Here is a 24,739-nt window from a genome sequence, read left to right on the forward strand (position 1 = left end):
GTGGGGTGAGCGGCGCGCGGTGAGGAGGGGCACAGGAGGGGCGCGGTGGCGCGTTCAGCGCCAGGGGATGTGCCGCCAGGGGCTGCCCTCGTGCTCCGTCAGCACCCCGTGCGCGGCGACGATCCGCGTGTAGTACTCCCCGTACTCCTCGTCGTCGAAGCGCAGCACCCGGCCCAGCGCGTACCCCGCCGAGAACTCCTCCCACGAGCCGTACGCCGACTTGCTCAGCGCCCCCGCGTACACGATCGCCTGCTCCGCCTCGTGCGGGTCGCAGAACCGGGCCGACAGCCCCCAGCGGGCCACGTTCACCGCGCGCCCGTAGTCGTACGCGACCGTCGTGCTGACCCGGCCGTCCGGCGGCAGCAGCCCATCCGCGCGGAACCTCGCCTCGTACCGTACGATCCGCCGCACCAGCTCCTCGATGTCCCGGACCGCGCCCTGGCCCGCCCCCACGTCCTGGGCGTGCCCGGCGGCCGTCTCGCGCCACAGCTCGGCGGTCGGCGCCTCGCCGAGGGCGGCGCGCAGCTCCTCCCGTACGCGCAGGACGAAGTCGGGCTCCGGCGGGCTGTTCCGCGCGTCGAGCAGCGCGTTCAACTGCTCCTGCCACTCGGCGCGTTCGGTGATCCCCCAGGCGTCGCGGAGGCTCTCGCGCTCTTCCGTGTACTCCCGGCAGACCGTGCCGACCTCGTTCCACGGCACGCCGTTGCCGAACGCCAGATGCACCCCGCAGGCCAGCCCGTACGCGAGCGGGCCGTGCAGCGCACCGTGCCGCAGAGCGAGCAGCCGGTGCCCGCTCGGGCGGTCGTTCTCCGCGTAGTGGCGCAGCCAGATCGCGCGGTGCTGCGGGGTGGACGGCAGCAGGAGCTGGGCCGGGGTGCCGGGATTGACCGCCAGCGGCTGGCCGAGATCCCGCCACGCGAAGTTGGCGATCCACTTCAGGGTGACCCCGTGGAACACCCACTCGGGATGCCACGGCGGCAGCATCCCCCGGGTGAGGACCGGCAGCATGCTGAGGCCCGACGCGTCCCGGTACGGCCGCCAGGTCACCATGCCGGGGTCCCCCTCGACCTCCGCGCGCGGCGCGCCGATGTACAGCTCCGCGCCCGCCAGCACCCGCAGCTGTGCCTCGACATCACCGCGCGCGCCGGCCTCGTACAGCAGCTGCTCGGTCTCGGAGGGCGGCACCCAGGAGTTCATCACCACGGGATGTTCCGGTAGGGGCTCGCGGGATCCCGGGTGAGGACGCGGTGCTGGGCGAGGGTCTCCTCGTACGTGAGGCGAGCGGCGTCCGGGTCCCCGGCCTCGTCGTCGTGGAAGCCGATCAGCCGGGCCAGCCCGTAGCCGAGGGAGAATTCCGGCCAGGAGCCGTACGCCTGCCGCGCCGCCTCCCCGATCCGCAGGACGGCCCGCTCGGCCTCCGCCGGATCGCAGTACCGCGCTCCCAGCGCCATCCGTACGACATTGACCGCGCGCCCGAGGTCGAACGCGGCCAGGGTGTCGATCCGGCCGTCGGGCGCGAGGGCGCCGTCGGCGCGGAGCCGGTCCTCGTACGCGACGACGACCCGCAGCAGCGCCTCAGCCTCCGTCAAGTCGGCCCGGGAGCCGTCGAGTCGGTCCGCCGACCGGGTCACGCCGGCGGACCACTCCGCCAGGGAGGGCGTACGGTCCAGCCGCCGGGCGAGGGTGCGCCGGGTCGCGAGGACGGACTCGGCGGCGCGGCCCACGAGCTGGCCGGCCAGCAGCGAGTCGAGCTTCTGCCGGTACTCGGCGCGGTGGGTGACGCGCCACGGGGAGCGCAGCCAGGAGATGTCCGTCGGGTAGTCGATGTAGGCCGCGCCGAGCCGGTTCCAGACCAGGCTGTTGTGCACGGCGAGATGCGCGCCGAGGGCCAGCCCGTGGGCGAGCGGCCCGTACAGCGGGCCGGTGCCGTCCGTCAGCAGCCGCCCGCGCCGTACGCCCCCGGTCCGCTCCTCGGCGGCGGGCCACGCCTTGCGCCGCGCGGTCCTGGCGTCGACCGTGGCGGCGTACGGCGTGCCCAGGTTGACGCCGAGCCGGCGTTCGTCGTACGGCCAGCTCCGGGCGAGTGCGGTGAGGGTGGTCGCCCGGAACACCCACTCCGGGTGCCAGGGCGGCAGCATTCCGGCGGTCAGCACGGACACGCACCGACGGCCCGTCAGGGGGTCGCGGAGGGTGGCGAGCGGCGGGACGTATCCGGGGGTGTCGGCGTGCAGCCGGGCGACGAGGACGTAGAGGCGGCCCCGCGCGAGGATGTCGAGGACGCCCTCGTCGTCGCCGCGCGCCACCGCCTCGGCGAGCAGCCGCTCGGTCTCCGTCGGCGGGGAGGCCCCGGCGGTGGTCGCCGCCGTGTCCGCCGCCGCGCCCGTCCCCGTATCCGCCCCTGTGCCTGTCCCCGTACCGGTCCCCGTTGTCACGGCACGATCCTACGGACCGGCCGTGACGCGTACATTCCCGGGACTCCGCCCGGATCACGATCCCGGATCGCGCCCCGGAACTTGCTTTGGATCACGCCAGGCTGTCCCGCCACGCGCGGTGCAGCCCCGCGAAGCGCCCGGTGCCGGCGATGAGTTCGGCCGGGGGGCCGTCCTCCACGATCCGGCCGTGCTCCATCACCAGGACCCGGTCCGCGATCTCCACCGTGGAGAGCCGGTGGGCGATCACCACCGCCGTACGGCCGTGCAGGACCGTGTCCATCGCCCGCTGCACCGCGCGCTCGCCCGGGACGTCGAGCGAGCTGGTCGCCTCGTCGAGGATGAGGACGGCCGGGTCCGCGAGGAGCGCGCGGGCGAAGGCGACGAGCTGGCGCTGCCCGGCGGAGATCCGGCCGCCGCGCTTGCGCACGTCCGTGTCGTACCCCTCCGGCAGACCGCTGATGAAGTCATGGGCGCCGATGGCCTTCGCCGCCTGCTCGATGTCCGCGCGGGAGGCGTCCGGGCGGCCGATGGCGATGTTCTCGGCGACCGTGCCGGAGAACAGGAACGCCTCCTGCGTCACCATCACCACCCCGCGCCGCAGTTCGGGCGTCTCCAGATCCCGCAGATCGACCCCGTCGAGCAGCACCCGGCCCGCCGTCGGGTCGTAGAACCGGGCCAGCAGCTTGGCGAGCGTGGACTTCCCCGCGCCCGTCGAGCCGACGACCGCGACCGTCTGCCCGGCCGGCACCGTCAGATCGAAGCGGGGCAGCACCTCCCCGCCCGTACGGTACGAGAACGCCACGCCGTCGAAGACGGCCTCGCGGCCCGGGTGTTCGCCCGCAAGCGGCGGCAGCGGCCGGGGGCGCGCGGGCTCCGGCACCGAGGGCGTCTGGGCCAGCAGCCCGGCGATCTTCTCCAGCGAGGCCGCCGCCGACTGGTACGAGTTGAGGAACATCGCCATCCGGTCGATCGGCTCGTACAGCCGGCGCAGATACAGCACGGCCGCCGCGAGCACCCCGAGCGCCAGGGTGCCGTCCGCGACCCGGTAGGCGCCCCAGAGCACCATCCCGGCGATGGCGGTGTTGGCGACGAGCCGCGAGCCGACCACATAGCGGGCCATCTCCAGCAGGGCGTCGCCGTTGCTCCGCTCGTGGGTCCGGTTGAGCGCGTGGAACGTGCTGTCGTTGGCGTGCTCGCGGCGGAACGCCCGGACGGGCCGGATGCCGTTCATCGTCTCGGCGAACTTCACGATGACGGCGGCGATCGCGGTGGACCGCCGCCCGAAGACCAGCGCGGACCTGCGCCGGTAGAGCCGTACGAGCAGATACAGCGGGACGAAGGAGGCCACGGCGACCGCGCCGATGCCCAGGTCCAGATAAAGCAGCATCGCCCCGATGTAGGCGAACGCCAGCACCACCCCGATCAGTTCCTGGAGCCCCTCGTTGAGCAGCTCCCGCAGGGACTCCACATCGGTGGTCGACCGGGAGATCAGCCGGCCCGAGGTGTACCGCTCGTGGAAGTCCACGCTGAGCGCCTGCGCGTGCCGGAAGATCCGGCCGCGCAGATCGAGCAGCACGTCCTGGTTGATCCGGGCGGCGGCGCGCACGAACGCGTACTGGAACGCGCCCGACCCCAGCGCGCAGAGCAGATACCCGGCGCCGACCGCGTACAGCGGCCCGTTGTCACCGGTCCGGAAGGCGGGCACGCCGCGGTCGATGGCGTACGCGACGAGCAGCGGGCCGGCCTGCGCGGCGGCCTGCTGGAGCAGCAGGAGCAGCGCGGCCACCGCGAGCCGCGCCCGCGCGCTGTCCAGCAGGGACCGCAGCAGCGCCCCGGTCGCCCCGGGGGGCGCGGGCAGCGCGTCGCGCTCGAAGGGGTCCGGGCCGGAGTCGGGCGCGGGCCCGTGTGTGGATCCGTTTGCGTGTACGGGGGCGGGCGCGTCCGGCGCCGATTCCGCCGGACCGGGACCTGTGCTGGTCGTTGTCGTCACCTGTCGCTCCCCTCAAGAGCCTTGGCGCCCGTGTGCGGCTCCGTCCCGGCCATCAGCCACGCGTACTCCGCGCTGGTGCGCAGCAGCTCCTGGTGGGTGCCGACCGCCGCGATCCGGCCGCCCGAGAGCAGGGCCACCCGGTCCGCGAGCAGCACGGTCGAGGGGCGGTGGGCGACGATCAGGGCCGTGGTCTCGCGCAGGACGCGGCGCAGGGCCGCCTCCACGAGGGCCTCGGTGTGGACGTCCAGCGCGGACAGCGGGTCGTCGAGCACCAGGAAGCGCGGGCGGCCCACCACCGCGCGGGCCAGCGCGAGCCGTTGGCGCTGGCCGCCGGAGAGGCTGTGGCCCTGCTCACCGACCTCCGTACGGATGCCGTCGGGCAGATCGGTGACGAAGCCCGCCTGCGCCACGTCCAGCGCGCGCGTCAGCGCCGCCTCGTCGGCGTCGGCCGCTCCCATCAGGACGTTCTCACCGACGCTCGCGGAGAAGAGTGTCGGCTCCTCGAACGCCACCGACACCAGCTCGCGCAGCCGCCGCCGCTCCATCAGGGCGATGTCCTCGCCGTCCAGGGTGATCCGGCCGGCGGTCACCTCGTGCAGCCGCGGGACGAGCGCGGTGAGCGTCGTCTTGCCGGAGCCGGTCGCGCCGACCAGCGCGAGTGTCTCGCCGGGCCGGATATGCAGATCGACGCCGTCCAGTACGGCATCGGGCGCGTCCGGGTAGTGGAACCGGACCGCCTCGAAGCGCAGCCCGTCCTCGTCCCCGGCCCCCGAACCGGAAGCAGCCGCTCCGGAAGCTTCCGTTCCGGAACGTACCGTCTCCTTCTCCTCCGGTACGTCCATCACCTCGAAGTACCGCTCGGTCGCCGTCGCCGCCTCCTGGCAGAGCGCCAGAATGAACCCGATCGACTCCACCGGCCAGCGCAGCGCCAGCGCCGTCGACAGGAACGCGACCAGCGTGCCCGCCGACAGATCGCCGTTCGCGACCTGGACCGTGCCGAGCACCAGCGCCGCGCCGATGGCCAGCTCCGGGATCGTCATGATCACGCCCCAGATGCCCGCCAGCAGCCGCGCCTTCCCCAGCTCCGTCGTCCGCAGCCGCCGTGTCAGCTCGCGGAAGGCGAGCGACTGGCTGCGGTGGCGGCCGAAGCCCTTGATGATCCGGATCCCGAGGACCCCCTCCTCGACCACCGTCGTCAGATCGCCGACCTGGTCCTGAGCCCGCCGCGCGGCCAGTGAGTACCGCGACTCGAAGAGCGAGCACAGGATCATCAGCGGCACCACGGGAATCAGCAGCACCAGCCCGAGCGTCCACTCCTGCATCAGCAGAATGACAAAACCGGCGAGAATCGTCGTGGCGTTGACCAGCAGGAACGTCAGCGGGAACGCCAGAAACATTCGCAGCAGCATCAGATCCGTCGTCCCGCGCGACAGCAACTGCCCCGAGGCCCAGCGGTCGTGGAACGCGATCGGCAGCCGTTGCAGATGACGGTAGAGCGCGGCCCGCATCGCCGCCTCCACCCCGGCCAGCGGACGCGCCACCAGCCATCGCCGGAAGCCGAACAGCACGGCCTCCAGCACCCCGAGCAGCAACAGCACCAGCGCGCCGAGCCAGACACCCCCGGGATCCCGGTCGGCGACCGGCCCGTCCACCATCCACTTCAGCACAAAGGGAAACACCAGCCCCAGACACGAGGCCACCACCGCCACGAACGCCGCACCGAAGAGCCGCGCACGCACCGGCCGTACGTACGGCCAGAGCCGCAGCAAGGTGCGCACGGCGGACGGTTTCCGGGAGGCGGCGCCGGTGGCCGCGGAGATACTGGTCATCAGGAGCGAGCCTACGGTTCACCACTGACAACGCTCACGTGCTTTTCCCGCCGACGTCCCCTTCCCGGCCGCGGCGCCGTCCGGCCGTACCGTCGTATCAACCGATCGGCTGATGGAGAGTCGAGCGGAACGGCCGATGCCCCGGGCCCGGTCCCGCCGCCATCCTCGGAGCATGGCAATGGTCGAAGTGAGCGGTGTACGCAAGGCATACGGCGGCAGGACGGTGGTGGACGGGATCTCGTTCACGGTGGACGAGGGCGAGATCTTCGGGATCCTCGGCCCCAACGGCGCGGGCAAGACCACGACCGTCGAATGCGTCGAAGGACTCAGGGTTCCCGACGCGGGAACGGTCCGGGTGGCCGGTCTCGATCCGGTCGCCGACCACGACCGGGTGACCCGGATCCTCGGCGCGCAGCTCCAGGAGAGCGAACTCCAGCCCAAACTGACCGTGGGCGAGGCGCTGGAGCTGTACGCGGCGTTCTACCCGGAGCCGGCCGACCGGTCGGCCCTCGCGGAACGGCTCGGTCTCACCGCCAGTCTCACGACCCGGTTCGCGAAGCTGTCCGGCGGCCAGAAGCAGCGGCTGTTCATCGCGCTCGCCCTGATCGGCCGCCCCCGCGTTGTTGTTTTGGACGAACTGACCACGGGGCTCGACCCGCGCGCACGCCGGGACACCTGGCAGCTCATCGAGGAGATACGCGACTCCGGGGTGACCGTGCTGCTCGTCACCCATTTCATGGAGGAGGCGCAGCGGCTCTGCGACCGTATCGCCGTCATCGACGGTGGCCGGATCGCCGCACTCGACACCCCTTCCGGGCTGATCCGCCGGTCGACCGCCTCCACCGTCATCTCCTTCATCCCCTCGCAACCGCTCGACGGCGCGGAACTCGCCGCGCTGCCCCGGGCCGCGTCCGTCGCGACGGAGGGCGGCCGGGTCGTGATCAACGGGACGGACGAGACGGTCAACGCCGTCATCACGCTGCTCGCCCGCCGCGGTATCACCGCGCGCCAGCTCCGGGTCACCGACGCGACGCTGGACGACGCGTTCCTCGATCTCACCGAGAGGTTCTGAGCGATGTTCTCCGCCCCCGCCCCTTCCTCCGCCGCGCCCGGCTCCACCACCACGGCGTCCCTCGGAGTCTTCCGCGCCGTGCTGAAGGCCGAGACCCGGCTCTTCCTCCGCGAGCCCGGCAGCCTCTTCTGGATCGTCCTCTTCCCGACCGTCCTCACGACGATCCTTGGGCTGATCCCCTCCTTCCGTGAGACGGACGGAGCGCTCGGCGGCCGGCGCGTCATCGATCTCTACGTGCCCGTCGGGGTCCTGCTCGCCATGATCATGTCCGGGATCCAGGCCATGCCGCCCGTCCTCACCGGCTACCGGGAGCGCGGCATCCTGCGCCGGATGTCGGCCACCCCCGTACGTCCCGGCTCGCTGCTCGCCGCGCAGATCCTGCTGCACGGTCTGGCCGCGGTCTGCTCCGCCGTGCTGGTGATCGTCGTGGGGCGGCTCGCCTACGGGGTCCGGCTGCCGGAGCGGCTCGCCGGGTACGCGGTCGCGCTGCTGCTCACGACGGCGAGTGCCCTCGCCCTGGGCGCTGTGGTCTGCGCCGTCTCCCGTACCCAGAGGATCGCCTCCGCCGTCGGTTCCCTCGTCTTCTTCCCTACGATGTTCACGGCGGGGGTCTGGCTGCCGGTGCAGTCGATGCCGGAAACCCTGCGGCACATCGTCGAGGCCACCCCCTTCGGCGCCTCCTCGCAGGCGCTCGACCAGGCCATGCGCGGTGGCTGGCCGGAGTGGAGCCATCTGGGTGTGACGGCGTTGTGGGCGGTCCTGCTGACGGCAGTGGCGGCCCGCCGGTTCCGATGGGAGTGAGCGGTGCGGGGATCGACAGCGGGAATGACGATGGATTCGTACGGCGGGGGCGAGGCATGGGGACGGCTGCCGCCAGGTGTCCCGTCCGGTGTCGCCGGACCCGGCTCCGGGTCGATCGAGGAGCGCTGGGCCCAGTTCCACCGCTGGGCGCCGTACTTCCTGCTCGCCCTGGCCACCGTGGTCGCGACGGCCGCCGCGGGACCGATGGGGATGAGCGGAGCCGCCCGTACGGCGGGGACGGCGGCGCTCGTGGCGGTGCTCGCGGTCGAGGTGTGGTGGAGCCGCACCCGGCCCGCCGAGCCCAAGGGGTCCCTGGCCGGCCAGATCTACTTCTGGACGCGCACGGCCCTCGCGTTCCTGCTCACCTGGCTCAACCCCTTCTACGCCATCTACGCCACCCTCGGCTACTGGGACACCGACCTGCTGCTGCGCCGCCGCGCCATCCGGGCCGGGGCCTTCGTCACCGCCGTGGCCATGGCGGGCGCGCAGTCCGGCGGTATGCCGCCCCGGTCCGTACTGGGCTGGTTCGTCTTCGGCGCGCTGCTGGTGCTCCACTGCTCCCTGGCGGTCGTCTTCGGGCATCTGGGTGCCCGGGAGAGCGCTCGGGCACGGGAGCGGGCGGCGACCATCGCCGAGCTGGAACGGGCCCTCGCGGAGAACGCCGCGCTCCACGCCCAGCTGCTGGTCCAGGCCAGGGAGGCGGGGGTGGCCGACGAGCGGCGCAGGCTCGCCGCCGAGATCCACGACACCATCGCCCAGGGGCTGACCGGCATCATCGCCCAGCTTCAGGTGGTCACCGCGGCCTCCGACCCGGCTCTCGCCCGCGTCCATCTGGAGCGGGCCTCCGCCCTCGCCCGGCACAGCCTGGGCGAGGCGCGCAGATCCGTACAGAACCTGAGCCCGGCCGAACTGGCGGAGGACTCGCTTCCCGACGCGCTCAGGAAGACGGTGGCCGTCTGGTCGGAACGGTCCGGAGTACGGGCCGCGTGCACGGTCACCGGCACCGAGGAGCCGCTGCACGACGAGGTCGCGGCGACCCTGCTGCGGATCGCCCAGGAGGCGCTGTCCAACACCGCCCGGCACGCCGTCGCGACCCGGGCCGGTGTCACGCTCTCCTACATGGGCGACGAGATCACCCTCGACATCCGCGACGACGGCGGCGGCTTCGACCCGCTCGCGCTGCCCGCGCGCCGCGGTACGGGCGGCTTCGGCCTGGCCGGCATGCGCGCCCGCGCCGAGCGCATCGCCGGGACGGTCACCGTGGAGTCGGGGGCGGGGGAGGGGACGGCGGTCTCGGCTCGCGTACCGTTGGTCCGCCATGACTGACGCGACCGACCCGACCGACGCGACCGACCCGACCGACATGACCGGTCCGCCCGCCCCGGCCATCACGCTGATCGTCGTCGACGACCACCCCGTCGTACGGGACGGCCTGCGCGGCATGTTCGAGTCGGCGGCCGGATTCACCGTGCTCGGCGAGGCGGCGAACGGCGTGGACGGTGTCGCGCTCGCCGCCCGGCTCGACCCGGATGTGGTCCTGATGGACCTGCGGATGCCGGGCGGCGGCGGGGTCGACGCGATCGCCGAGCTGACGCGGCGCGGTGCCCGCGCCAAGGTCCTCGTCCTCACCACGTACGACACGGACTCCGACACCCTCCCCGCGATCGAGGCGGGCGCGACGGGCTATCTGCTCAAGGACGCGCCCCGCGAGGAGCTGTTCACGGCCGTCCGGGCGGCGGCGCTGGGCCGTACCGTTCTGTCGCCCGCCGTCGCCTCCCGGCTGGTCTCCCGGGTACGGGCACCGGGCGCGGGCGGCGGCGAGCAGCTGTCCGCGCGGGAGCGCGAGGTGCTCGGGCTGGTCGCCCGGGGCACCTCGAACCGGGAGATCGCCGCGGAGCTGTTCATCAGCGAGGCGACGGTGAAGACCCATCTGACGCATCTGTACGCCAAGCTGGGCGTCAAGGACCGTGCGGCGGCGGTCGCGGCCGGGTACGAGCGGGGCATCCTCGGCTGACGGCGGCGGCGCTCACGTACCGCCGCCGGGCAGGGCTTCCCCGCCGCCGCGCCTCACGCGTCCGAGACCCGGAACAGCAGGACCGAGCGGGCCGGGAGCCGTACCGCCGTGCCCGCCTCGTGGACCGTTCCCGGGGGTTTGTCCTGCTCCTCCCTCGCCGTGTCGACCACCAGCTCGTACCGCCGCGCCCACGGTGGGCCCGGGAGCAGGAAGTCGCGCTCCTCGTGGCCCGCGTGGAGGACCGTCAGGAAGCTGGCGTCCGTGATGCGTTCGCCGCGCTCGTCGCGGCCGGGGATGTCGCGGCCCGAGAGGAAGAGGCCGAGGGTCGACGCCGGGGCGTACCAGTCCTCCTCCGTCATCTCCGCGCCCCGCGGCGTGAACCAGGCCAGGTCGCGCAGCCCGTCCGGGTCGCGCGGGCGGCCGGAGAAGAAGGCGCGGCGGCGCAGGACGGGGTGGGCGGCGCGCAGGGCGAGCAGCCGGGTGGTCAGCCGGTGCAGACCGGCCGCCGCTCCCGACGGGTCGTCCAGCAGCGACCAGTCGAGCCAGCTCACCTCGCTGTCCTGGCAGTACGCGTTGTTGTTGCCGCCCTGCGTACGGCCCATCTCGTCGCCCGCGACCAGCATCGGGACGCCCGTCGACACCAGCAGGGTGGTCAGCAGATTGCGCAGCTGGCGGCGGCGCAGCGCGTTGACCTCCGCGTCGTCCGTCTCGCCCTCGGCGCCGCAGTTCCAGGCGCGGTTGTCGTTCGTGCCGTCCCGGTTGCCCTCGCCGTTGGCCTCGTTGTGCTTGTGCTCGTACGAGACGAGGTCGCGCAGGGTGAAGCCGTCGTGCGCGGTGATGAAGTTGACGGAGGCGTACGGCCGCCGGCCGCCCCACGCGTAGAGGTCGCTCGACCCCGACAGCCGGTAGCCGAGGTCCCGTACGTCGGGCAGGGCGCCGCGCCAGAAGTCCCGTACGGCGTCGCGGTAGCGGTCGTTCCACTCGGTCCACAGCGGCGGGAACGCGCCGACCTGATAGCCGCCGTTGCCCACGTCCCACGGCTCGGCGATCAGTTTGACCCGGCGCAGCACGGGGTCCTGGGCGATCACCGCGAGAAACGGGGAGAGCATGTCCACGTCGTGCATGGAGCGGGCGAGGGCCGCCGCGAGGTCGAAGCGGAAGCCGTCGACGCCCATCTCCGTGACCCAGTAGCGCAGCGAGTCGGTGATCAGCCGCAGTACGTTCGGCTGGACCACGTGGAGGGTGTTGCCGCAGCCGGTGTAGTCCGTGTAGCGGCGGGCGTCGGACGGCAGCCGGTAGTAGCCGCGGTTGTCGATCCCGCGCAGCGAGAGCGTCGGGCCCCGCTCGCCCGCCTCGGCCGTGTGGTTGTAGACGACGTCGAGGATGACCTCGATCCCGGCGGCGTGCAGCGCCCGCACCATCGCCTTGAACTCCGCGACCTGCTGACCGCGGGTGCCGGTCGCCGCGTAACCGGCGTGCGGGGCGAAGTAGCCGATGGAGTTGTAGCCCCAGTAGTTGCGCAGCCCGCGCCGGAGCAGATGGTCCTCATGGGCGAACTGGTGTACGGGCAGCAGCTCGACCGCCGTCACCCCGAGCCGCCGCAGATGGCCGATGGCCGCCGGGTGCGCCAGCCCCGCGTAGGTGCCGCGCAGCTCCTCCGGGATGCCCGGGTGGCGCTGGGTGAAGCCCTTCACATGCAGCTCGTAGATGACCGAGTCGGCCCAGGGCGTCTTGGGCCGCCGGTCGTCGGCCCACTCGTCGCCGGGCGCGTCGTCGTGGACGACGACACCCTTCGGGACGTACGGCGCGGAGTCGCGGTCGTCGCGCACGGTGTCCGCGATGTGCTGCTGCGGCCAGTCGCGGACATGCCCGTACACCTCGGGAGGCAGCGCGAAGTCACCGTCGACCGCGCGCGCGTACGGATCGAGCAGCAGCTTCGCGGGATTCCAGCGGGCGCCCGTCCACGGGTCCCAGCGGCCGTGGACGCGGAAGCCGTAGCGGGTGCCGGGCCGCACGCCGGGCACGAAGCCGTGCCAGATCTCGTGCGTCAGCTCGGTCAGCGGCAGCCGCGTCTCGGTCTCTCCCGCACCGGTCTCGCCCCCGTTTCTGCCGGCCTCTGTAAAGAGGCACAGCTCCACCGCCTCCGCGCCCCCCGCCCAGAGCGCGAAATTGGTCCCCGCGACCCCGTCGGGCCCCACCCGGTAGCGCGCCCCGAGCGGCGTCGGCGCCCCCGGCCACACCTCGGGAGGCGCCTCGGCGCGGACGGCACGCGGCCCCGGGTGCCCCTTCGGCGCGAGAGACGCCTCCCGCCTCTCCGGCCCCTCCCGCTTCTCCGGTACCTCCTCCCGCCGCTCCGGCACTGCCTTCTGATCGGCTGCGCTCGCCACTGACCGGCCTCCCGCGGCTCAACGGCCCCGCGGCGCGGAGCGCACGGCGTCCCGGCCGTGGCTCTCCTCGCGGGGTCCTCCTCCCTGTTCTGCCCGCTGAAAGGCCCACCCTCACGTTTCCCCCGGAGGGGGGTGGTCGTTGGGCGGGCGTGAGACACCTAACGAAGCGGGCGGGGAGCGGCAGAGCCGCCGCCCTGACATGCGCAGGACTGGTGGCCGTACTGGCCCTACTGTCGGGATGCACCGGCGCGGCAACGTTCACCGAGGGCAAGTCGCCGCGCGCCCCCGGGGACACCATCAGCGTCACCCCGGAGGACGGCGCCAAGGACATCGGCCGTACGGACCCGGTCGAGGTGAGCGTGCCGGACGGCCGGCTGGAACGGGTCACGGTGACCCGGATCGAGGACGCCCAGCCGGCGGAGCTGCCCGGACAGCTCTCCGACGACGGCCGCACCTGGACCCCGAAGAGCGGCGAGCGCGTCGCGCTCGCCGCCAAATACAGCGTGGACGCGGTCGCGGTGGACGGCGCCGGACGCCGCTCGGCGCGCCACACCACCTTCACGACGGCGGTCCCCACGGACCGGTTCATCGGCTACTTCTCGCCGGAGAACCGCTCCACCGTCGGCACCGGCATGATCATCTCCTTCGACTTCAACCGGAAGATCCGCGACCGCGCCGCCGTCCAGCGCGCCATCAGCGTGACCGCCGATCCGCCGGTGGACATCGCGGGCCACTGGTTCGGCGACCAGCGGCTCGACTTCCGGCCCCGGGAGTACTGGGAGCCCGGCACCTCGGTCACCATCGCGCTGGCCCTGCGGGACGTCCAGGCGGCGCCGGGGGTCTTCGGCATCCAGGACAAGACCATCGGCTTCACGGTCGGCCGCTCCCAGGTCTCCCTGGTCGACGCCGAGAAACACACCATGGAGGTACGGCGGGACGGCGATCTGCTCTCGACCCTGCCGATCACCGCGGGCGCGCCGAAGAGCACCACGTACAACGGGAAGATGGTGGTCACCGAGTTGTACGACGTCACGCGCATGGACGGCAGGACGGTCGGGTTCGGCGGCGAGTACGACATCAAGGACGTCCCGCACGCCATCCGGCTCACCACCTCGGGGACCTTCCTGCACGGCAACTACTGGGCGGAATCGGACACGTTCGGCTCGGAGAACGTCAGCCACGGCTGTGTCGGGCTGCGGGACGTCAAGGGCGGCGGGGCCGACACCCCGGCGGGCTGGTTCTTCGACCGGACCCTGATCGGGGACGTGGTGGAGGTGGTCAACTCCCGTGACCGTACGGTCGCCGCCGACAACGGGCTGGGCGGCTGGAATCTCGACTGGAACCGGTGGAAGGCCGGTTCGGCGCTGCACTGAGCCCAACGCCCGGGCTCTGAGCCAACGGCCGCGGTCCTGCCCCGGACCGGCCCTGCCGGTGTTCTCGTTCCGCCCCTGCCGCACCGTCCGTCACCCTCGCGACGGCCCGCGCGGCCCGATGCCACTGTTGGGACAGAACGGTCACATTCCAGTGATCACCGCCGTACCCACCATGTGATTATCTAACGCCATGCGCGCGCTTTCGACGCGCCGGAGTGCGGGCCGTGGCGGGGCCAGGCCGTGCGAGGGGAGACGACCATGGTGAACGGGTTGCCGATACCGGCGACATCGGGGGCATCGACGGCATCGGACGCACGGCGGCGGGGCCGGGGCAGGGCGGGCCGGGGCACGGCCCCGCTGGCCGTCCTGCTCGGCGCCCTGCTCCTGCTGGTCACCGCGTGCGGCGGCGGGGGCGGCGGGACCGCCGGCAAGGACGGTGGCAAGGATGACGCCAAGGGGTCGTCGAAGGTCGAGAACGCCGCGTCCGTCGCGGTGGTGACGGTCGCTCCGAAGGACAAGGCCGACGGGGTCGCCACCACCGGCGCCCTCAAGGTCACCGCCGGCAAGGGCAAGCTGACCTCCGTCAAGGTCGAGGACGACAAGGGCACCGCCGTCGAGGGCAGGATCTCCGCCGACGGCGCCGCCTGGGAGCCGCTCCAGCATCTGGCCGGTGCCACCAAGTACCGCGTGCACGCGGTCGCCGAGGACGCCGAGGGCCGCGAGTCCGCCCGGGACACCACCTTCACCACCCTCGTACCGAAGAACACCTTCATCGGGCAGTTCACCCCGGAGGACGGTTCCACGGTCGGCGTCGGCATGCCGGTCTCGATCAACTTCACCCGCGGTATCACCGAGCCGGACGCCGTCAAGGAGGCCATCACGGTGACGGCGACGCCGTCCGTACCGATCGAGGGCCACTGGTTCGGCAACGACCGGCTGGACTTCCGTCCCGAGAAGTACTGGGCGGCCGGTACGAAGGTGACCGTCAAGCTCAACCTCGACGGCATCGAGGGCCGCCCGGGCGTCTACGGCAAGCAGGCCAAGTCGTTCTCGTTCACGATCGGCCGCAGCCAGGTCTCGACCGTGGACGCGAGCGCCAAGACCATGAAGGTCGTCCGCGACGGCAAGCAGATCCGCAACATCCCGATCACCGCGGGCGCCCCGGCGACCACCACCTACAACGGCCAGATGGTGATCAGCGAGAAGTACGCGGTGACCCGGATGAACGGCGCGACGGTCGGCTTCGGCGGCGAGTACGACATCAAGGACGTCCCGCACGCCATGCGCCTGTCCACCTCGGGCACCTTCGTCCACGGCAACTACTGGGCCTCGTCCGGCACCTTCGGCTCGGCGAACGTCAGCCACGGCTGCGTGGGCCTGCGGGACATCCGCGGCGGCGGGGACAACGGCACGCCGTCGGCGTGGTTCTACAACTCGTCGATCATCGGTGACGTGGTCGTCGTGAAGAACTCGGACGACAAGCAGATCGCCCCGGACAACGGCCTGAACGGCTGGAACATGTCCTGGGCGGAGTGGACCAAGTAGTCCACGGCCTCTTACGGAGGCGGGCCCGGCGCACGGTGACGACACCGCGCGCCGGGCCCGTTGTCGTAAGCGAACGTTAACCTCGGAGCATGGCTGATGTGAATGTGACTCTCGAAGTGTCCGGCGGTGTCGGTACGATCCGGCTCGACCGCCCTCCGATGAACGCGCTCGACACCGCCCTCCAGGACCGGCTGCGCGAGCTGGCCGAGGAGGCCGGGCGCCGCGACGACGTACGCGCCGTGATCCTTTACGGCGGCGAGAAGGTCTTCGCGGCCGGCGCCGACATCAAGGAGATGCTGGAGCTGGACCACACGGCGATGGTGCTGCGCTCCCGGGCCCTCCAGGAGGCGTTCACCGCCGTCGCCCGTATCCCCAAGCCCGTCGTCGCCGCGGTCACCGGATACGCGCTGGGCGGCGGCTGCGAGCTGGCGCTCTGCGCCGACTTCCGGATCGCCGCGGACAACGCGAAGCTCGGCCAGCCCGAGATCCTGCTCGGGCTGATCCCCGGCGCGGGCGGCACCCAGCGGCTCGCCCGGCTGATCGGCCCGTCCCGCGCCAAGGACCTCATCTTCACGGGCCGTCAGGTCCGGGCGGACGAGGCGCTGACGCTCGGTCTGGTCGACCGGGTGGTCCCGGCGGCGGAGGTGTACGACGAGGCGCTCGCCTGGGCCGCGAAGCTGGCGCGCGGCCCGGCGCTCGCCCTGCGGGCCGCCAAGGAGTCGGTCGATCTGGGGCTGGAGACCGACCTGGAGAGCGGACTCGCGATCGAACGGAACTGGTTCGCGGGGCTGTTCGCCACCGAGGACCGTGAGCGCGGGATGCGGTCCTTCGTGGCGGAGGGTCCCGGAAAGGCCAAATTCCTCTGAGAGCGGAGCAGTTGGACACGGAGCGTGCCTGTATGGGATACGGGGCGTTGCCGCGTCAACTCGGCTACCGTCTTAGCTGCGCCTTAAGGGAACCTTAAGTTATCCGCCGTCATCACACCTGGTGATCATTTCGACGCGTCTCGTCACCGCAGGTCAGGGTGGGTGTACGCGTGTTCGCACTGCCACCGGCATATGCGGTGAAGACCCCCCGGAGTCACTCGTTCCGGGGGGTCGATTCCCCTGGAACGCCCCCGGAGTCGGCCCTCTGCGGCCATGATGGGAGGCATGGCGGGCCTGGAGGATGTGGAGCAGCCGCGGCAGCGCGGCAACGCGGCCGCCGGGCGGTTCATACCGTCCGTCGAGAGCGAACAGGCGCTCGGGGTGCTGGAGTTGTTCGGCGACCCGACGAAGGCGGAGGTACGGCTGCCGTCCCGTCCCGAATCCGCCTCCGCCGCCCGCCGGATCACCCACACGGTGGTGGTGAGCCGCTGGTCGCTCTCGCCCCAGACGGCGGAGCACGCGGTGCTGCTCGTCTCGGAGCTGGTCGGCAACGCGGTACGGCACACCGGCGCGCGGGTGTTCGGGCTGCGGATGGTGCACCGGCGCGGCTGGATCAGATTCGAGGTGCGCGACCCCTCGCGCGGGCTGCCCTGTCTGATCCCGGTGCGCGATATGGACACCAGCGGGCGCGGGCTCTTCCTGGTGGACAAGCTCTCCGACCGCTGGGGCGTGGATCTGCTGCCGCGCGGCAAGACCACCTGGTTCGAGATGCGGATCGCGGACCGCCAGGTGCCCTGAGCCGGCTGGTCCCTTGAGACATGGGACGCCGACCCGCGAACGCCGCCAAACGCGTCAATCGTCACGTTTCACCCTTCTTCCCCCTTAAATGGGGGCGTGATTCCGATCGACCGTCGCAGTGCACTGCGCGCAGCAGCCGGCGCGGCCGTCGCGGGCGCCCTCGCCACCGGCTGTACGGGCGGCACGGAAGGCACGGCCCGCCCGGCCGCCCCCGTACCGTCGTCGTCCGCCACTCCCGCGCGGGCCCCCGCTCCCGCAGCCGCGCCCGCGCCCGCTCCCCGGCGGTTCCCCGGGCAGCCCGCCGAGATCGGCCACGGTCCCCGCGACCGGGCCCGGGTCGCCCTCACCTTCCACGGCCAGGGCGATCCCGCCACCGCGACCGCGCTGCTCAAGGAGGCGGAACGGGCCGGTGCCCGGATCACCGTGCTCGCCGTCGGCACCTGGCTCGACGAACACCCCTCCCTGGCCCGCCGGATCCTCGACGGCGGCCACGACCTCGGCAACCACACACTGCACCACACCGATATCTCCGCCATGGCCGAGGCGGAGGCGTACGCCGAGATCACCGGCTGCGCCGAGCGGCTGCGCCGGCTCACCGGCTCCATCGGCACCTGGTTCCGGCCCTCCCGCACCCAGCACGCCACCCCGCTCGTCCGGCGGCTCGCCGCGCGGGCCGGCTATCCGCATGTCCTCTCCTACGACGTCGACTCGCTCGACTTCACCTCGCCCGGCGCCACCGCCGTCACCGACAACGTCACCGAGCGGGTCCGCGAGGGCTCGGTGGTGAGCCTGCACTTCGGCTACGCGGACACGGTCGCCGCGCTGCCCGCCCTCCTCGACGCACTGGATCGCCGCGGTCTGCGCGCGGTGACGACCACGGAGTTGCTGACCTGATGCACCACCGCACACCCTTCCCCACCACCCGCGCCACGGCCCTGCTGCTGGCCGCCGCCCTCGCCCTCCTCGCGGGCTGCGGCGGCTCCGACTCCGGCTCCGGCGACAGCGCGCGGGCGGAGGCGGCGGCAGCCGCCGCCTCCAAGGCCGCGGCCGCCGTGCCCAAGGTGGTCGTACCGCCCGGACTGCCCGGCATGCCGCCGGTGCAGGATCCCAAGGACATCTACGCGGCCGACCGGCCCGGAATGCTCTCACCGGTCGTCAGGAACTTCCCCTCCCGTGTCTATGTCCCCAACACCCACTCCGACACCGTCACCGTCATCGACCCGGCGACGTACAAGGTCATCGACACCATCGACGTCGGCCGCCAGCCGCAGCACGTCGTCCCCTCCTGGGACCTTAAGACCCTCTGGGTCAACAACAACCGCGGCCACACACTCACCCCGATCGACCCCGCCACCGGCAAGGCCGGCGAGCCCGTCGACGTCCACGACCCGTACAACCTGTACTTCACGCCCAACGGCAAGTACGCGATCGTCATGGCCTCGCTCGACCGGGAACTCGTCTTCCGCGACCCGCACACCATGAAGATCCTCAAGACCGAGCCGGTCACCTGTGCGGGCGTCAACCACGCGGACTTCTCCGCCGACGGCCGGTACTTCATCGTGTCGTGCGAGTTCTCCGGCGAACTCCTCAAGGTCGACACGGAGAAGATGGAGGTCATCGGCCAGCAGGAGCTGGACTTCGACGGCGCGATGCCGCAGGACGTCAAGATCTCGCCCGACGGCCGGACCTTCTACATCGCCGACATGATGGCCCACGGCATGTGGGTGCTCGACGGCGAGAAGTTCACCGCGCCGAAGCTGCTGCCCACAGGCAAGGGCTGCCACGGCCTCTACGTCAGCCGGAACTCCAAGGAGATGTACATCTCCAACCGGGGCGAGGGCACCGTCTCCATCTTCGACTTCACCAAGAACCGGCTCACGAAGAAGTGGTACCTGCCCGACGGCGGCAGCCCCGACATGGGCGGTGTCTCGGCGGACGGCAAGGTGCTCTGGCTCTCCGGACGGTACGACTCGGAGGTGTACGCGCTCGACACCACCACCGGCAAGGAGCTGGCCCGGATCCCGGTGGGCGGCGGTCCGCACGGGCTCGCGGTCTATCCCCAGCCCGGCCGCTACTCGCTCGGCCACACCGGCGTCTTCCGCTGACACACCCCCGGACGGGTGAGGGGCCACGGCCGGGACCGGGCGGCCGACTACCGCATTCGCCGTAGCCACGTTTGCCGAGCGGCCGGTCGGGTTGGAGGATCGTCCGGTGATACTCCCGGGCCCGTCCGCCAAGGACACCAGCACTCCAGCCGCCCGCCCCGCCGCCCCTGACCCCGGTCCCGGCCCCGGTTCCGCCCCGGGCCCCGGGCGCGGATCCGCCCGTACGGCCGGGCTCGTGGCCGGGGGCGCGCTCGTCGCGCTCCTCGTCGCGCTGTTCGGCGCGGGCGTCGCCGCCCGGGGCACCGGCGAGCTGCGCATCCCCGCCGCCGGTGCCACGACCGCGCTGCGCACCGTCGTCTTCGCCGCCCTCGCGCTGCACCTTGGCGAGCTGGCCGGGGTCCGGCTGGCCCGCACCGGTCCGGTGCCCCGGAGTCTCGCCTCCGCCGCCGCGCTGACCGGCGCGGCGGGCGCCGCCGGACAGATCGTGCTGCTGGCCGGCGTCAGCGGCCTCGACATCACCGATGTCTACGGCACGGTCGAGGGCCGGCTCCTCCTCGTCATGGCCAACGGCTTCCTGCTGGCCGCCGGATGCGTGGCGCTGCGCCGCCCCGGCCTCGCCGTGCTCCCGCTGGCGGTGGTGATCGGCGCCGAGGCCCTGCGCGCGCACCCCGAGCCGTACACCCCCATGCTGGGCGCCGCGCTCACCGTCGTCCATCTCAGCGCCGCCGCCCTGTGGTGCGGCGGGCTGCTCCATGTGCTGGGCACGATGTGGCTCCGGCGCGCCGACCCGGCCGGCGCCCGCGCGGTGCTCGCGCGCTACGCCCGGCTCGCCGGCTGGCTCCTCGCCGCGCTGGTCACCACCGGTACGGTCTCCACCCTGCGCAGGCTGCCCGTGGACGTCGTCCTCACGACGGCGTACGGCCGCGTGCTCATCGCCAAGCTCCTGCTGGTCGCGCTGGCCGCCGGTCTCGCCCTCGCGGCGCGCGGCCGGCTCCGGGCGGCCCGTGGTGATGCCACCGCACCCGCCCACGCAGAGCTGGCCGTACTGGCCCTTGTTCTGCTGCTCTCCGCGATCCTGACGGTGGTCCCCGACCCGCACTGGCTCAGCGTCCGGTGAGGTCGAGGGGCCGCGCCGCGTACGTGATGCGGATGACGCCGTCGGGATGGCGGTCCGTGGTGGCGCGTACGCCGAAGACCTCGCGCAGGACGTCGGGGGTGAGGACGTCGAGGACCGGTCCCGCCGCGATCACGGTGCCCTCGCTGAGGACCACGAGGTGGTCGCAGAGCCGCGCGGCCAGGTCGAGGTCGTGCAGCACCGCGAGCGTGGTGGTGCCGGTGGCGCGGATCAGGTCCAGCAGCTCGAAGCGGGCCCGGATGTCGAGATGGTTGGTGAGTTCGTCCAGGACCAGCAGCTGAGGGCGCTGCGCGAGCGCGCGGGCGAGCAGGACGCGCTGGCGCTCGCCGCCGGAGAGGGAGGCGTAGTCCCGGCCGGCCAGGGCACGCACCCCGCAGCGGTCGATCGCGTCGTCGACGGCCCGGCGGTCGTCGGCCCCGTCCCGGCCGAGGAGGCCGTGGTACGGGGTACGCCCCAGCGCGACGATCTCGGCGACGGACAGACCGGTGGGGTTGCCGCCGGAGTCCTGGAGGACGGCGGCCGTACGGCGGGCGGCGGTACGGGCGGAGAGCGTCCACACATCGTCGTCACCGACCCGGACCACCCCGGCGGCCGGGCGCAGCGAGCGGTACACGGCGCGCAGCAGGGTGGATTTGCCGCTGCCGTTGGGGCCGACGAGTCCGACGATGTCGCCCTTGTGGGCTTCGAGGCTCACGTCGCGCAGGATCGGTTGGCGGTCCAGGGTGATGTGCAGCCGGTCCACGGTCAGTTTCATGTGGCGTCCAGCCCCTTGTTGCGGCGCAGCAGCCAGATGAAGAACGGCGCGCCGAGGAGAGCGGTGAGAATGCCCAGCGGCAGTTCGTTGGGGCGGTCGAGGGTACGGGAGAGCAGATCGACGAGGACGAGGTAGACCGCGCCCAGCAGGGCGGTCAGCGGGAGGAGCCGGCGGTGGTCGGCGCCGATGGTGAGACGGACGAGATGAGGGATCATCAGTCCGACGAATCCGACCCCGCCCGCGACCGCGATCGTCGTACCGGTGAGGAGCGAGGAGAGCACCAGCAGGACGGCCCGCAGCCGCCCGACGTCCACACCGAGCGCGGTGGCCGACTCGTCGCCCGCCAGCAGGACGTTGAGCCGACGGCCGAAGAGGCTCAGGACGATGGTCGTGATGATGACCACCGCGCTGACGGTGGGCAGCTGGCTCCACTGGGCGCCGGCGACACTGCCCAGCATCCAGAACATGACCGTACGCAACTCGTTGGGTGTGGCCTGGAGTTGCAGGAAGCTCGTCGCGGACAGGAAGACATAGCCGATCGCGACCCCGGCCAGGACCAGCCGCGTGGGTGCCATCCGGCCGCCCCGCCGGCCGAGGACGAAGACCAGCGCACCGGCCGCCAGGGCGCCCAGGAACGCCGCCGCCGACACCCCGAGCCCGCCGAGCGTGGCGCCCGAGGCCAGCACGATGACGATGACGGCACCGAGCGAGGCACCGGAGGAGAAGCCCAGGACGGTGGGGTCGGCCAGCGGGTTGGACACCACGGCCTGGAGCACCGCGCCGGAGACCGCCAGACCCGCGCCGACCAGGGCGGCGAGCACCACCCGGGGCGCCCGGAAGCTCCACACGATCTGGTCCAGCGCCGGATCGGCGGTCGCCCCGCGACCGCTCGCATGGTGCAGGACGATCCGCCACACCTCGCCCACCGGGACGGTGACGGCGCCGATGCTGACCGACACCACCATGGTGACGATCAGCACGGCGAAGAGCCCGAGCAGGGCGAACGGGAGCCCCAGCCGCGTCAGAACGCGTCGGGGTGCAGCATCCTGGCCACCCGGTCGACCGCCAGATCGTTGCTCGGGCCCAGGTACATCGAGTCGGACAGCACCGTGTACGTGTTGTTCTTGGCGGCCGGCCACTGGGGGAACTCCTTGAGCAGTTTCTTGGCGTACCCGGTCGGGTCGTCCGCGTTGTAGCTGATGACGACGAGAGCGTCGACGTCGGTGGCGGCCACCTTCTCCTTGCTCAGGTCTGCGAAGGTGGTCCTGGCGGCCGACTCGAAGGCGTTGGCGCCACCGGCCTTGGCGAGGATGTCGTTGAAGATGCCGCGGGAGACCACCGAGCTGAAGTCGTTGCCGCCCATCGACATGTTGGCGAAGAGCACCATCACCCTGGGCTTCTGCTCGCCCTTCACCTTCGCGGACACCGCCGCGATCGACTTCTCGGAGTCGGCGATCAGCTTCTCGGCACGGTCGCGGACGTTGAAGACCTTGCCCATGTCCCGCAGCAGCTTGTAGCTGTCGGAGACGGTCATCTTGGACGGGTCGTCCGCGCAGCCCTGCGGGGAGACGTAGCTGTTCGCGCGCACGGCCTTGAGCTGGTCCCGGGTGGCGAAGCCGTTCTTCGCCTCGAAACCGTAGGTCGTGACGGACAGGACGAGGTCCGGACGCAGGCCGAGCATGGCCTCGCGGGGGATGTCGTACGCCTCGTTGAGCTTGACGCCACCGGTGGGCAGCGCCCCGATGGCCTTGGCGCGGCCGGCGACCTCGGACATCCCGTAGGTCTGCTGGTTGGAGACGATACGGTCACCGAGCCCCAGCGCGAGCAGTGTGGAGACCTCCGCGACGGAGGCGCCGTTCATGACGACCACTCTGCTGGGGGCCTCGGTGAAGGTCTCGGACCGTCCGCAGTTCTCGATGGTGACCGGGTAGCCGGACGCCGTGGCGGACGTTGAACTGGACGCGGGTGCCTTGCCGTTCGCCGCCGGATCGGCTTCCGTCTCCGTCCCCGCCGAGGCCCCGGCACATCCCGCCGTGGCCAGACACAGTGCCCCGGCCAGGGCGATGGCGACGGGCCGCTTCTTGGCCATACGGACTCCTTGGTGCGTGGTGGAAGAGGTTCGGTCCAGTAGTCGGGGCGCGGCGCGTCCGAGTTCCACGGAATCGGCCACGACTTCACCGCTCACGCGGCCGGCGCGTCCGCCTCGGAGAGCAGCCCGAGCAGGGCGCCCCGGGCCCGGGCCACGCGGGAGCGGACCGTACCGATGGGGCAGCCGCCGATCTCGGCCGCCTCCTCGTAGGTCAGCCCCAGCATCTGGGTGCGGACGAACGCCTCGCGCCGGTCGGCCGGCAGTGTCTCCAGCAGATCGAGCAGCGCGATGCCGTCGTCGAAGCCCGGCCCGCCGCACGGCTGCGCCCGCTCGACCGCCAACTGCCAGTCCGGGGTGTCGCTGGGCATCGGCCGGGTGGCGGCGTACCGGAAGCTGTCGATCACCGCGCGGCGCGCGATGGACATCAGCCAGGTCCGGGCCGAGGAGCGCCCCTCGAAGCGGTGCAGACTGCCGAGCGCCCGCAGAAACGTCTCCTGGGCCAGATCGTCGGCGGCCTGGGGATCGGCGGAGAGATGGGTGACGTAGCGGAGTACGTCGCGGTGGAGGGCGCGGACGAAGTGCTCGACGGCGTCCGGGTCACCACCGCCGGCGGCCAGCGCCCAGGCGGTCGCCGACTCGTCGGCCGACTTCAGGTCGTCACGCGAGAGAGGCAGGGTGGAAATCATCACAAAGCGTCCTTCTCCGGCTGTCCGGGAACCGGACCCGCGACACGCGCGGCAGCGCGGCGGGTCCGGTCGATGAGGTGCGGCCGTACGGGAGGGAGGTACGACCGGTACCCGAAGCGCGCGGCAGAGGCGCTTCGGGGGAACGGCTGCCGTCAGACGGCAGCGGCTCCCTCCGGAGGCCCCCGGGACGTGATCGCGTGTACGAGGACGAGCAGCCGCGGCGCCCGGTCGGAGAAGTCGCGGCGCGGGCCCACGCGCGGCCGGTGCGGGGGCGCGGCCAGGGCGAACAGCAGCCGCGACGGCGCGGCCAGCCGCCGGGCCAGGGCCCGCAGCACACGGAAGACGGCGCGCTCGCCGTACGCGAGCCACACCCCGCACAACAGCGCCGCCAGCAGGTGGGCGGCGAGCATGCCGGAGGACGACACACCGTCCATGTCGTGCCCGGAATGCGCCATGTGAGCCGCGCTCATGTGACCCGCGCTCATGTGGCCCGCGCCCATGTGCCCCATGGCCGCGGCGTCCATGTGCGGGGAGCCCGCGTCGTGCCCCGCCGGGCCCGCGGCCGACTGCCCCAGCGAGAACGCGGAGTGCAGCGCCCCCTGCGCGACGGCCACCACGGACACGATCAGCGGCAGCCGCCGCTCCCGGCCGGCGAGGCACCAGCCGGCCCCGCCCGTCGCCAGCGCCGCGGCGGCCATCGTCCACCACGGCACCGGGGAGCCGGACATCATCACATGGCCCAGGGCGGCGAGCAGCACACAGACGGCCGCGAACAGCGCGGCCCGTACGGTGCGCAGACACCGCCCAGCGGTCATCGCGGGCCTCATCCTCGTATCAGGAACGTGAGTTTCGTCCCGGCGGCG

General features: G+C 72.4%; 21 protein-coding genes. 11 read left to right on the top strand and 10 right to left on the bottom strand.

Annotated elements, in window-relative coordinates; genetic code table 11:
* Nucleotides 1-54 precede the first annotated feature (54 nt).
* The 4 genes from DVK44_RS25095 to DVK44_RS25110 form a co-directional block, all read right to left on the bottom strand.
* A complete protein-coding gene (locus tag DVK44_RS25095; protein ID WP_114665426.1) occupies nt 55-1,197 on the bottom strand; it encodes a DUF1266 domain-containing protein in 1,143 nt (380 codons plus the stop codon).
* Nucleotides 1,197-2,432, bottom strand: coding sequence for a DUF1266 domain-containing protein (locus DVK44_RS25100; protein WP_114662104.1), 1,236 nt, complete (start codon nt 2,430-2,432; stop codon nt 1,197-1,199). The genes DVK44_RS25095 and DVK44_RS25100 overlap by 1 nt, the downstream gene beginning before the upstream one ends.
* Nucleotides 2,433-2,523: 91 nt before the next feature.
* On the bottom strand, nt 2,524-4,422 hold the full coding sequence (locus DVK44_RS25105; RefSeq protein ID WP_114662106.1) for an ABC transporter ATP-binding protein: 1,899 nt from the start codon (nt 4,420-4,422) through the stop codon (nt 2,524-2,526).
* Nucleotides 4,419-6,251 (bottom strand): ABC transporter ATP-binding protein, encoded by a 1,833-nt coding sequence (locus tag DVK44_RS25110; protein ID WP_114662108.1) that lies wholly within the window; start codon nt 6,249-6,251, stop codon nt 4,419-4,421. The genes DVK44_RS25105 and DVK44_RS25110 overlap by 4 nt, the downstream gene beginning before the upstream one ends.
* Nucleotides 6,252-6,423: 172 nt before the next feature.
* Here DVK44_RS25110 and DVK44_RS25115 point away from each other — a divergent pair, with 172 nt between their 5' ends.
* Genes DVK44_RS25115 through DVK44_RS25130 form a run of 4 tightly spaced genes read left to right on the top strand, consistent with a single transcriptional unit; the run spans nt 6,424 to nt 10,138 of the window.
* Nucleotides 6,424-7,323, top strand: coding sequence for an ABC transporter ATP-binding protein (locus DVK44_RS25115; protein WP_114662110.1), 900 nt, complete (start codon nt 6,424-6,426; stop codon nt 7,321-7,323).
* 3 nt (nt 7,324-7,326) lie between these two features.
* Complete coding sequence (locus DVK44_RS25120) at nt 7,327-8,124, top strand: ABC transporter permease (protein ID WP_114662112.1); 798 nt, start codon at nt 7,327-7,329, stop codon at nt 8,122-8,124.
* A 30-nt stretch (nt 8,125-8,154) separates the two neighbouring features.
* The gene (locus DVK44_RS25125; RefSeq protein ID WP_114665428.1) at nt 8,155-9,450 is read left to right on the top strand and encodes a sensor histidine kinase; all 1,296 of its coding nucleotides are present in this window, start codon (nt 8,155-8,157) and stop codon (nt 9,448-9,450) included.
* A gap of 37 nt (nt 9,451-9,487) precedes the next feature.
* On the top strand, nt 9,488-10,138 hold the full coding sequence (locus DVK44_RS25130; RefSeq protein WP_114665427.1) for a response regulator: 651 nt from the start codon (nt 9,488-9,490) through the stop codon (nt 10,136-10,138).
* A gap of 53 nt (nt 10,139-10,191) precedes the next feature.
* Here the strand turns inward: DVK44_RS25130 and glgX are convergent, their stop codons facing one another.
* Nucleotides 10,192-12,525 carry a glycogen debranching protein GlgX gene (gene glgX, locus DVK44_RS25135; protein WP_114662114.1) on the bottom strand — a complete coding sequence of 778 codons (2,334 nt, stop codon included), beginning with the start codon at nt 12,523-12,525 and terminating at the stop codon, nt 10,192-10,194.
* Nucleotides 12,526-12,674: 149 nt separating this feature from the next.
* Between glgX and DVK44_RS25140 the strand changes: the two genes are divergently transcribed.
* The 7 genes from DVK44_RS25140 to DVK44_RS25170 all read left to right on the top strand — a co-directional run bounded on the left by DVK44_RS25140 (nt 12,675) and on the right by DVK44_RS25170 (nt 20,329).
* Entirely contained in the window at nt 12,675-13,898 is a 1,224-nt protein-coding gene (locus DVK44_RS25140; protein WP_114662116.1) for a L,D-transpeptidase, read from the top strand.
* 261 nt (nt 13,899-14,159) lie between these two features.
* Entirely contained in the window at nt 14,160-15,443 is a 1,284-nt protein-coding gene (locus DVK44_RS25145; RefSeq protein WP_228447674.1) for a L,D-transpeptidase, read from the top strand.
* A 98-nt stretch (nt 15,444-15,541) separates the two neighbouring features.
* A complete protein-coding gene (locus DVK44_RS25150; protein WP_114662120.1) occupies nt 15,542-16,309 on the top strand; it encodes an enoyl-CoA hydratase/isomerase family protein in 768 nt (255 codons plus the stop codon).
* 273 nt (nt 16,310-16,582) lie between these two features.
* Nucleotides 16,583-17,107 (top strand): ATP-binding protein, encoded by a 525-nt coding sequence (locus DVK44_RS25155; protein ID WP_114662122.1) that lies wholly within the window; start codon nt 16,583-16,585, stop codon nt 17,105-17,107.
* Between the two features lie 96 nt (nt 17,108-17,203).
* Entirely contained in the window at nt 17,204-18,001 is a 798-nt protein-coding gene (locus DVK44_RS25160) for a polysaccharide deacetylase family protein (protein ID WP_114662124.1), read from the top strand.
* Complete coding sequence (locus DVK44_RS25165; RefSeq protein WP_114662126.1) at nt 18,001-19,212, top strand: YVTN family beta-propeller repeat protein; 1,212 nt, start codon at nt 18,001-18,003, stop codon at nt 19,210-19,212. The genes DVK44_RS25160 and DVK44_RS25165 overlap by 1 nt, the downstream gene beginning before the upstream one ends.
* Before the next feature lie 109 nt (nt 19,213-19,321).
* A complete protein-coding gene (locus DVK44_RS25170) occupies nt 19,322-20,329 on the top strand; it encodes a CopD family protein (protein ID WP_114665429.1) in 1,008 nt (335 codons plus the stop codon).
* On the opposite strand, the gene DVK44_RS25175 is transcribed toward DVK44_RS25170, so the two are convergent.
* From DVK44_RS25175 to DVK44_RS25195, 5 genes are all read right to left on the bottom strand, one after another.
* Nucleotides 20,316-21,101 (bottom strand): ABC transporter ATP-binding protein, encoded by a 786-nt coding sequence (locus DVK44_RS25175; protein WP_114662128.1) that lies wholly within the window; start codon nt 21,099-21,101, stop codon nt 20,316-20,318. The two genes, DVK44_RS25170 and DVK44_RS25175, sit on opposite strands and share 14 nt — an antisense overlap.
* Entirely contained in the window at nt 21,098-22,066 is a 969-nt protein-coding gene (locus tag DVK44_RS25180; RefSeq protein ID WP_114662129.1) for a FecCD family ABC transporter permease, read from the bottom strand. The genes DVK44_RS25175 and DVK44_RS25180 overlap by 4 nt, the downstream gene beginning before the upstream one ends.
* 56 nt (nt 22,067-22,122) lie before the next feature.
* Complete coding sequence (locus tag DVK44_RS25185) at nt 22,123-23,190, bottom strand: ABC transporter substrate-binding protein (protein WP_114662130.1); 1,068 nt, start codon at nt 23,188-23,190, stop codon at nt 22,123-22,125.
* Nucleotides 23,191-23,282: 92 nt separating this feature from the next.
* Nucleotides 23,283-23,876 carry a sigma-70 family RNA polymerase sigma factor gene (locus tag DVK44_RS25190; protein WP_114662131.1) on the bottom strand — a complete coding sequence of 198 codons (594 nt, stop codon included), beginning with the start codon at nt 23,874-23,876 and terminating at the stop codon, nt 23,283-23,285.
* A 152-nt stretch (nt 23,877-24,028) separates the two neighbouring features.
* A complete protein-coding gene (locus DVK44_RS25195) occupies nt 24,029-24,691 on the bottom strand; it encodes a hypothetical protein (RefSeq protein WP_114662132.1) in 663 nt (220 codons plus the stop codon).
* Nucleotides 24,692-24,739: the final 48 nt, after the last annotated feature.

The sequence above is a fragment of the Streptomyces paludis genome, assembly GCF_003344965.1.
Taxonomy (GTDB): domain Bacteria; phylum Actinomycetota; class Actinomycetes; order Streptomycetales; family Streptomycetaceae; genus Streptomyces; species Streptomyces paludis.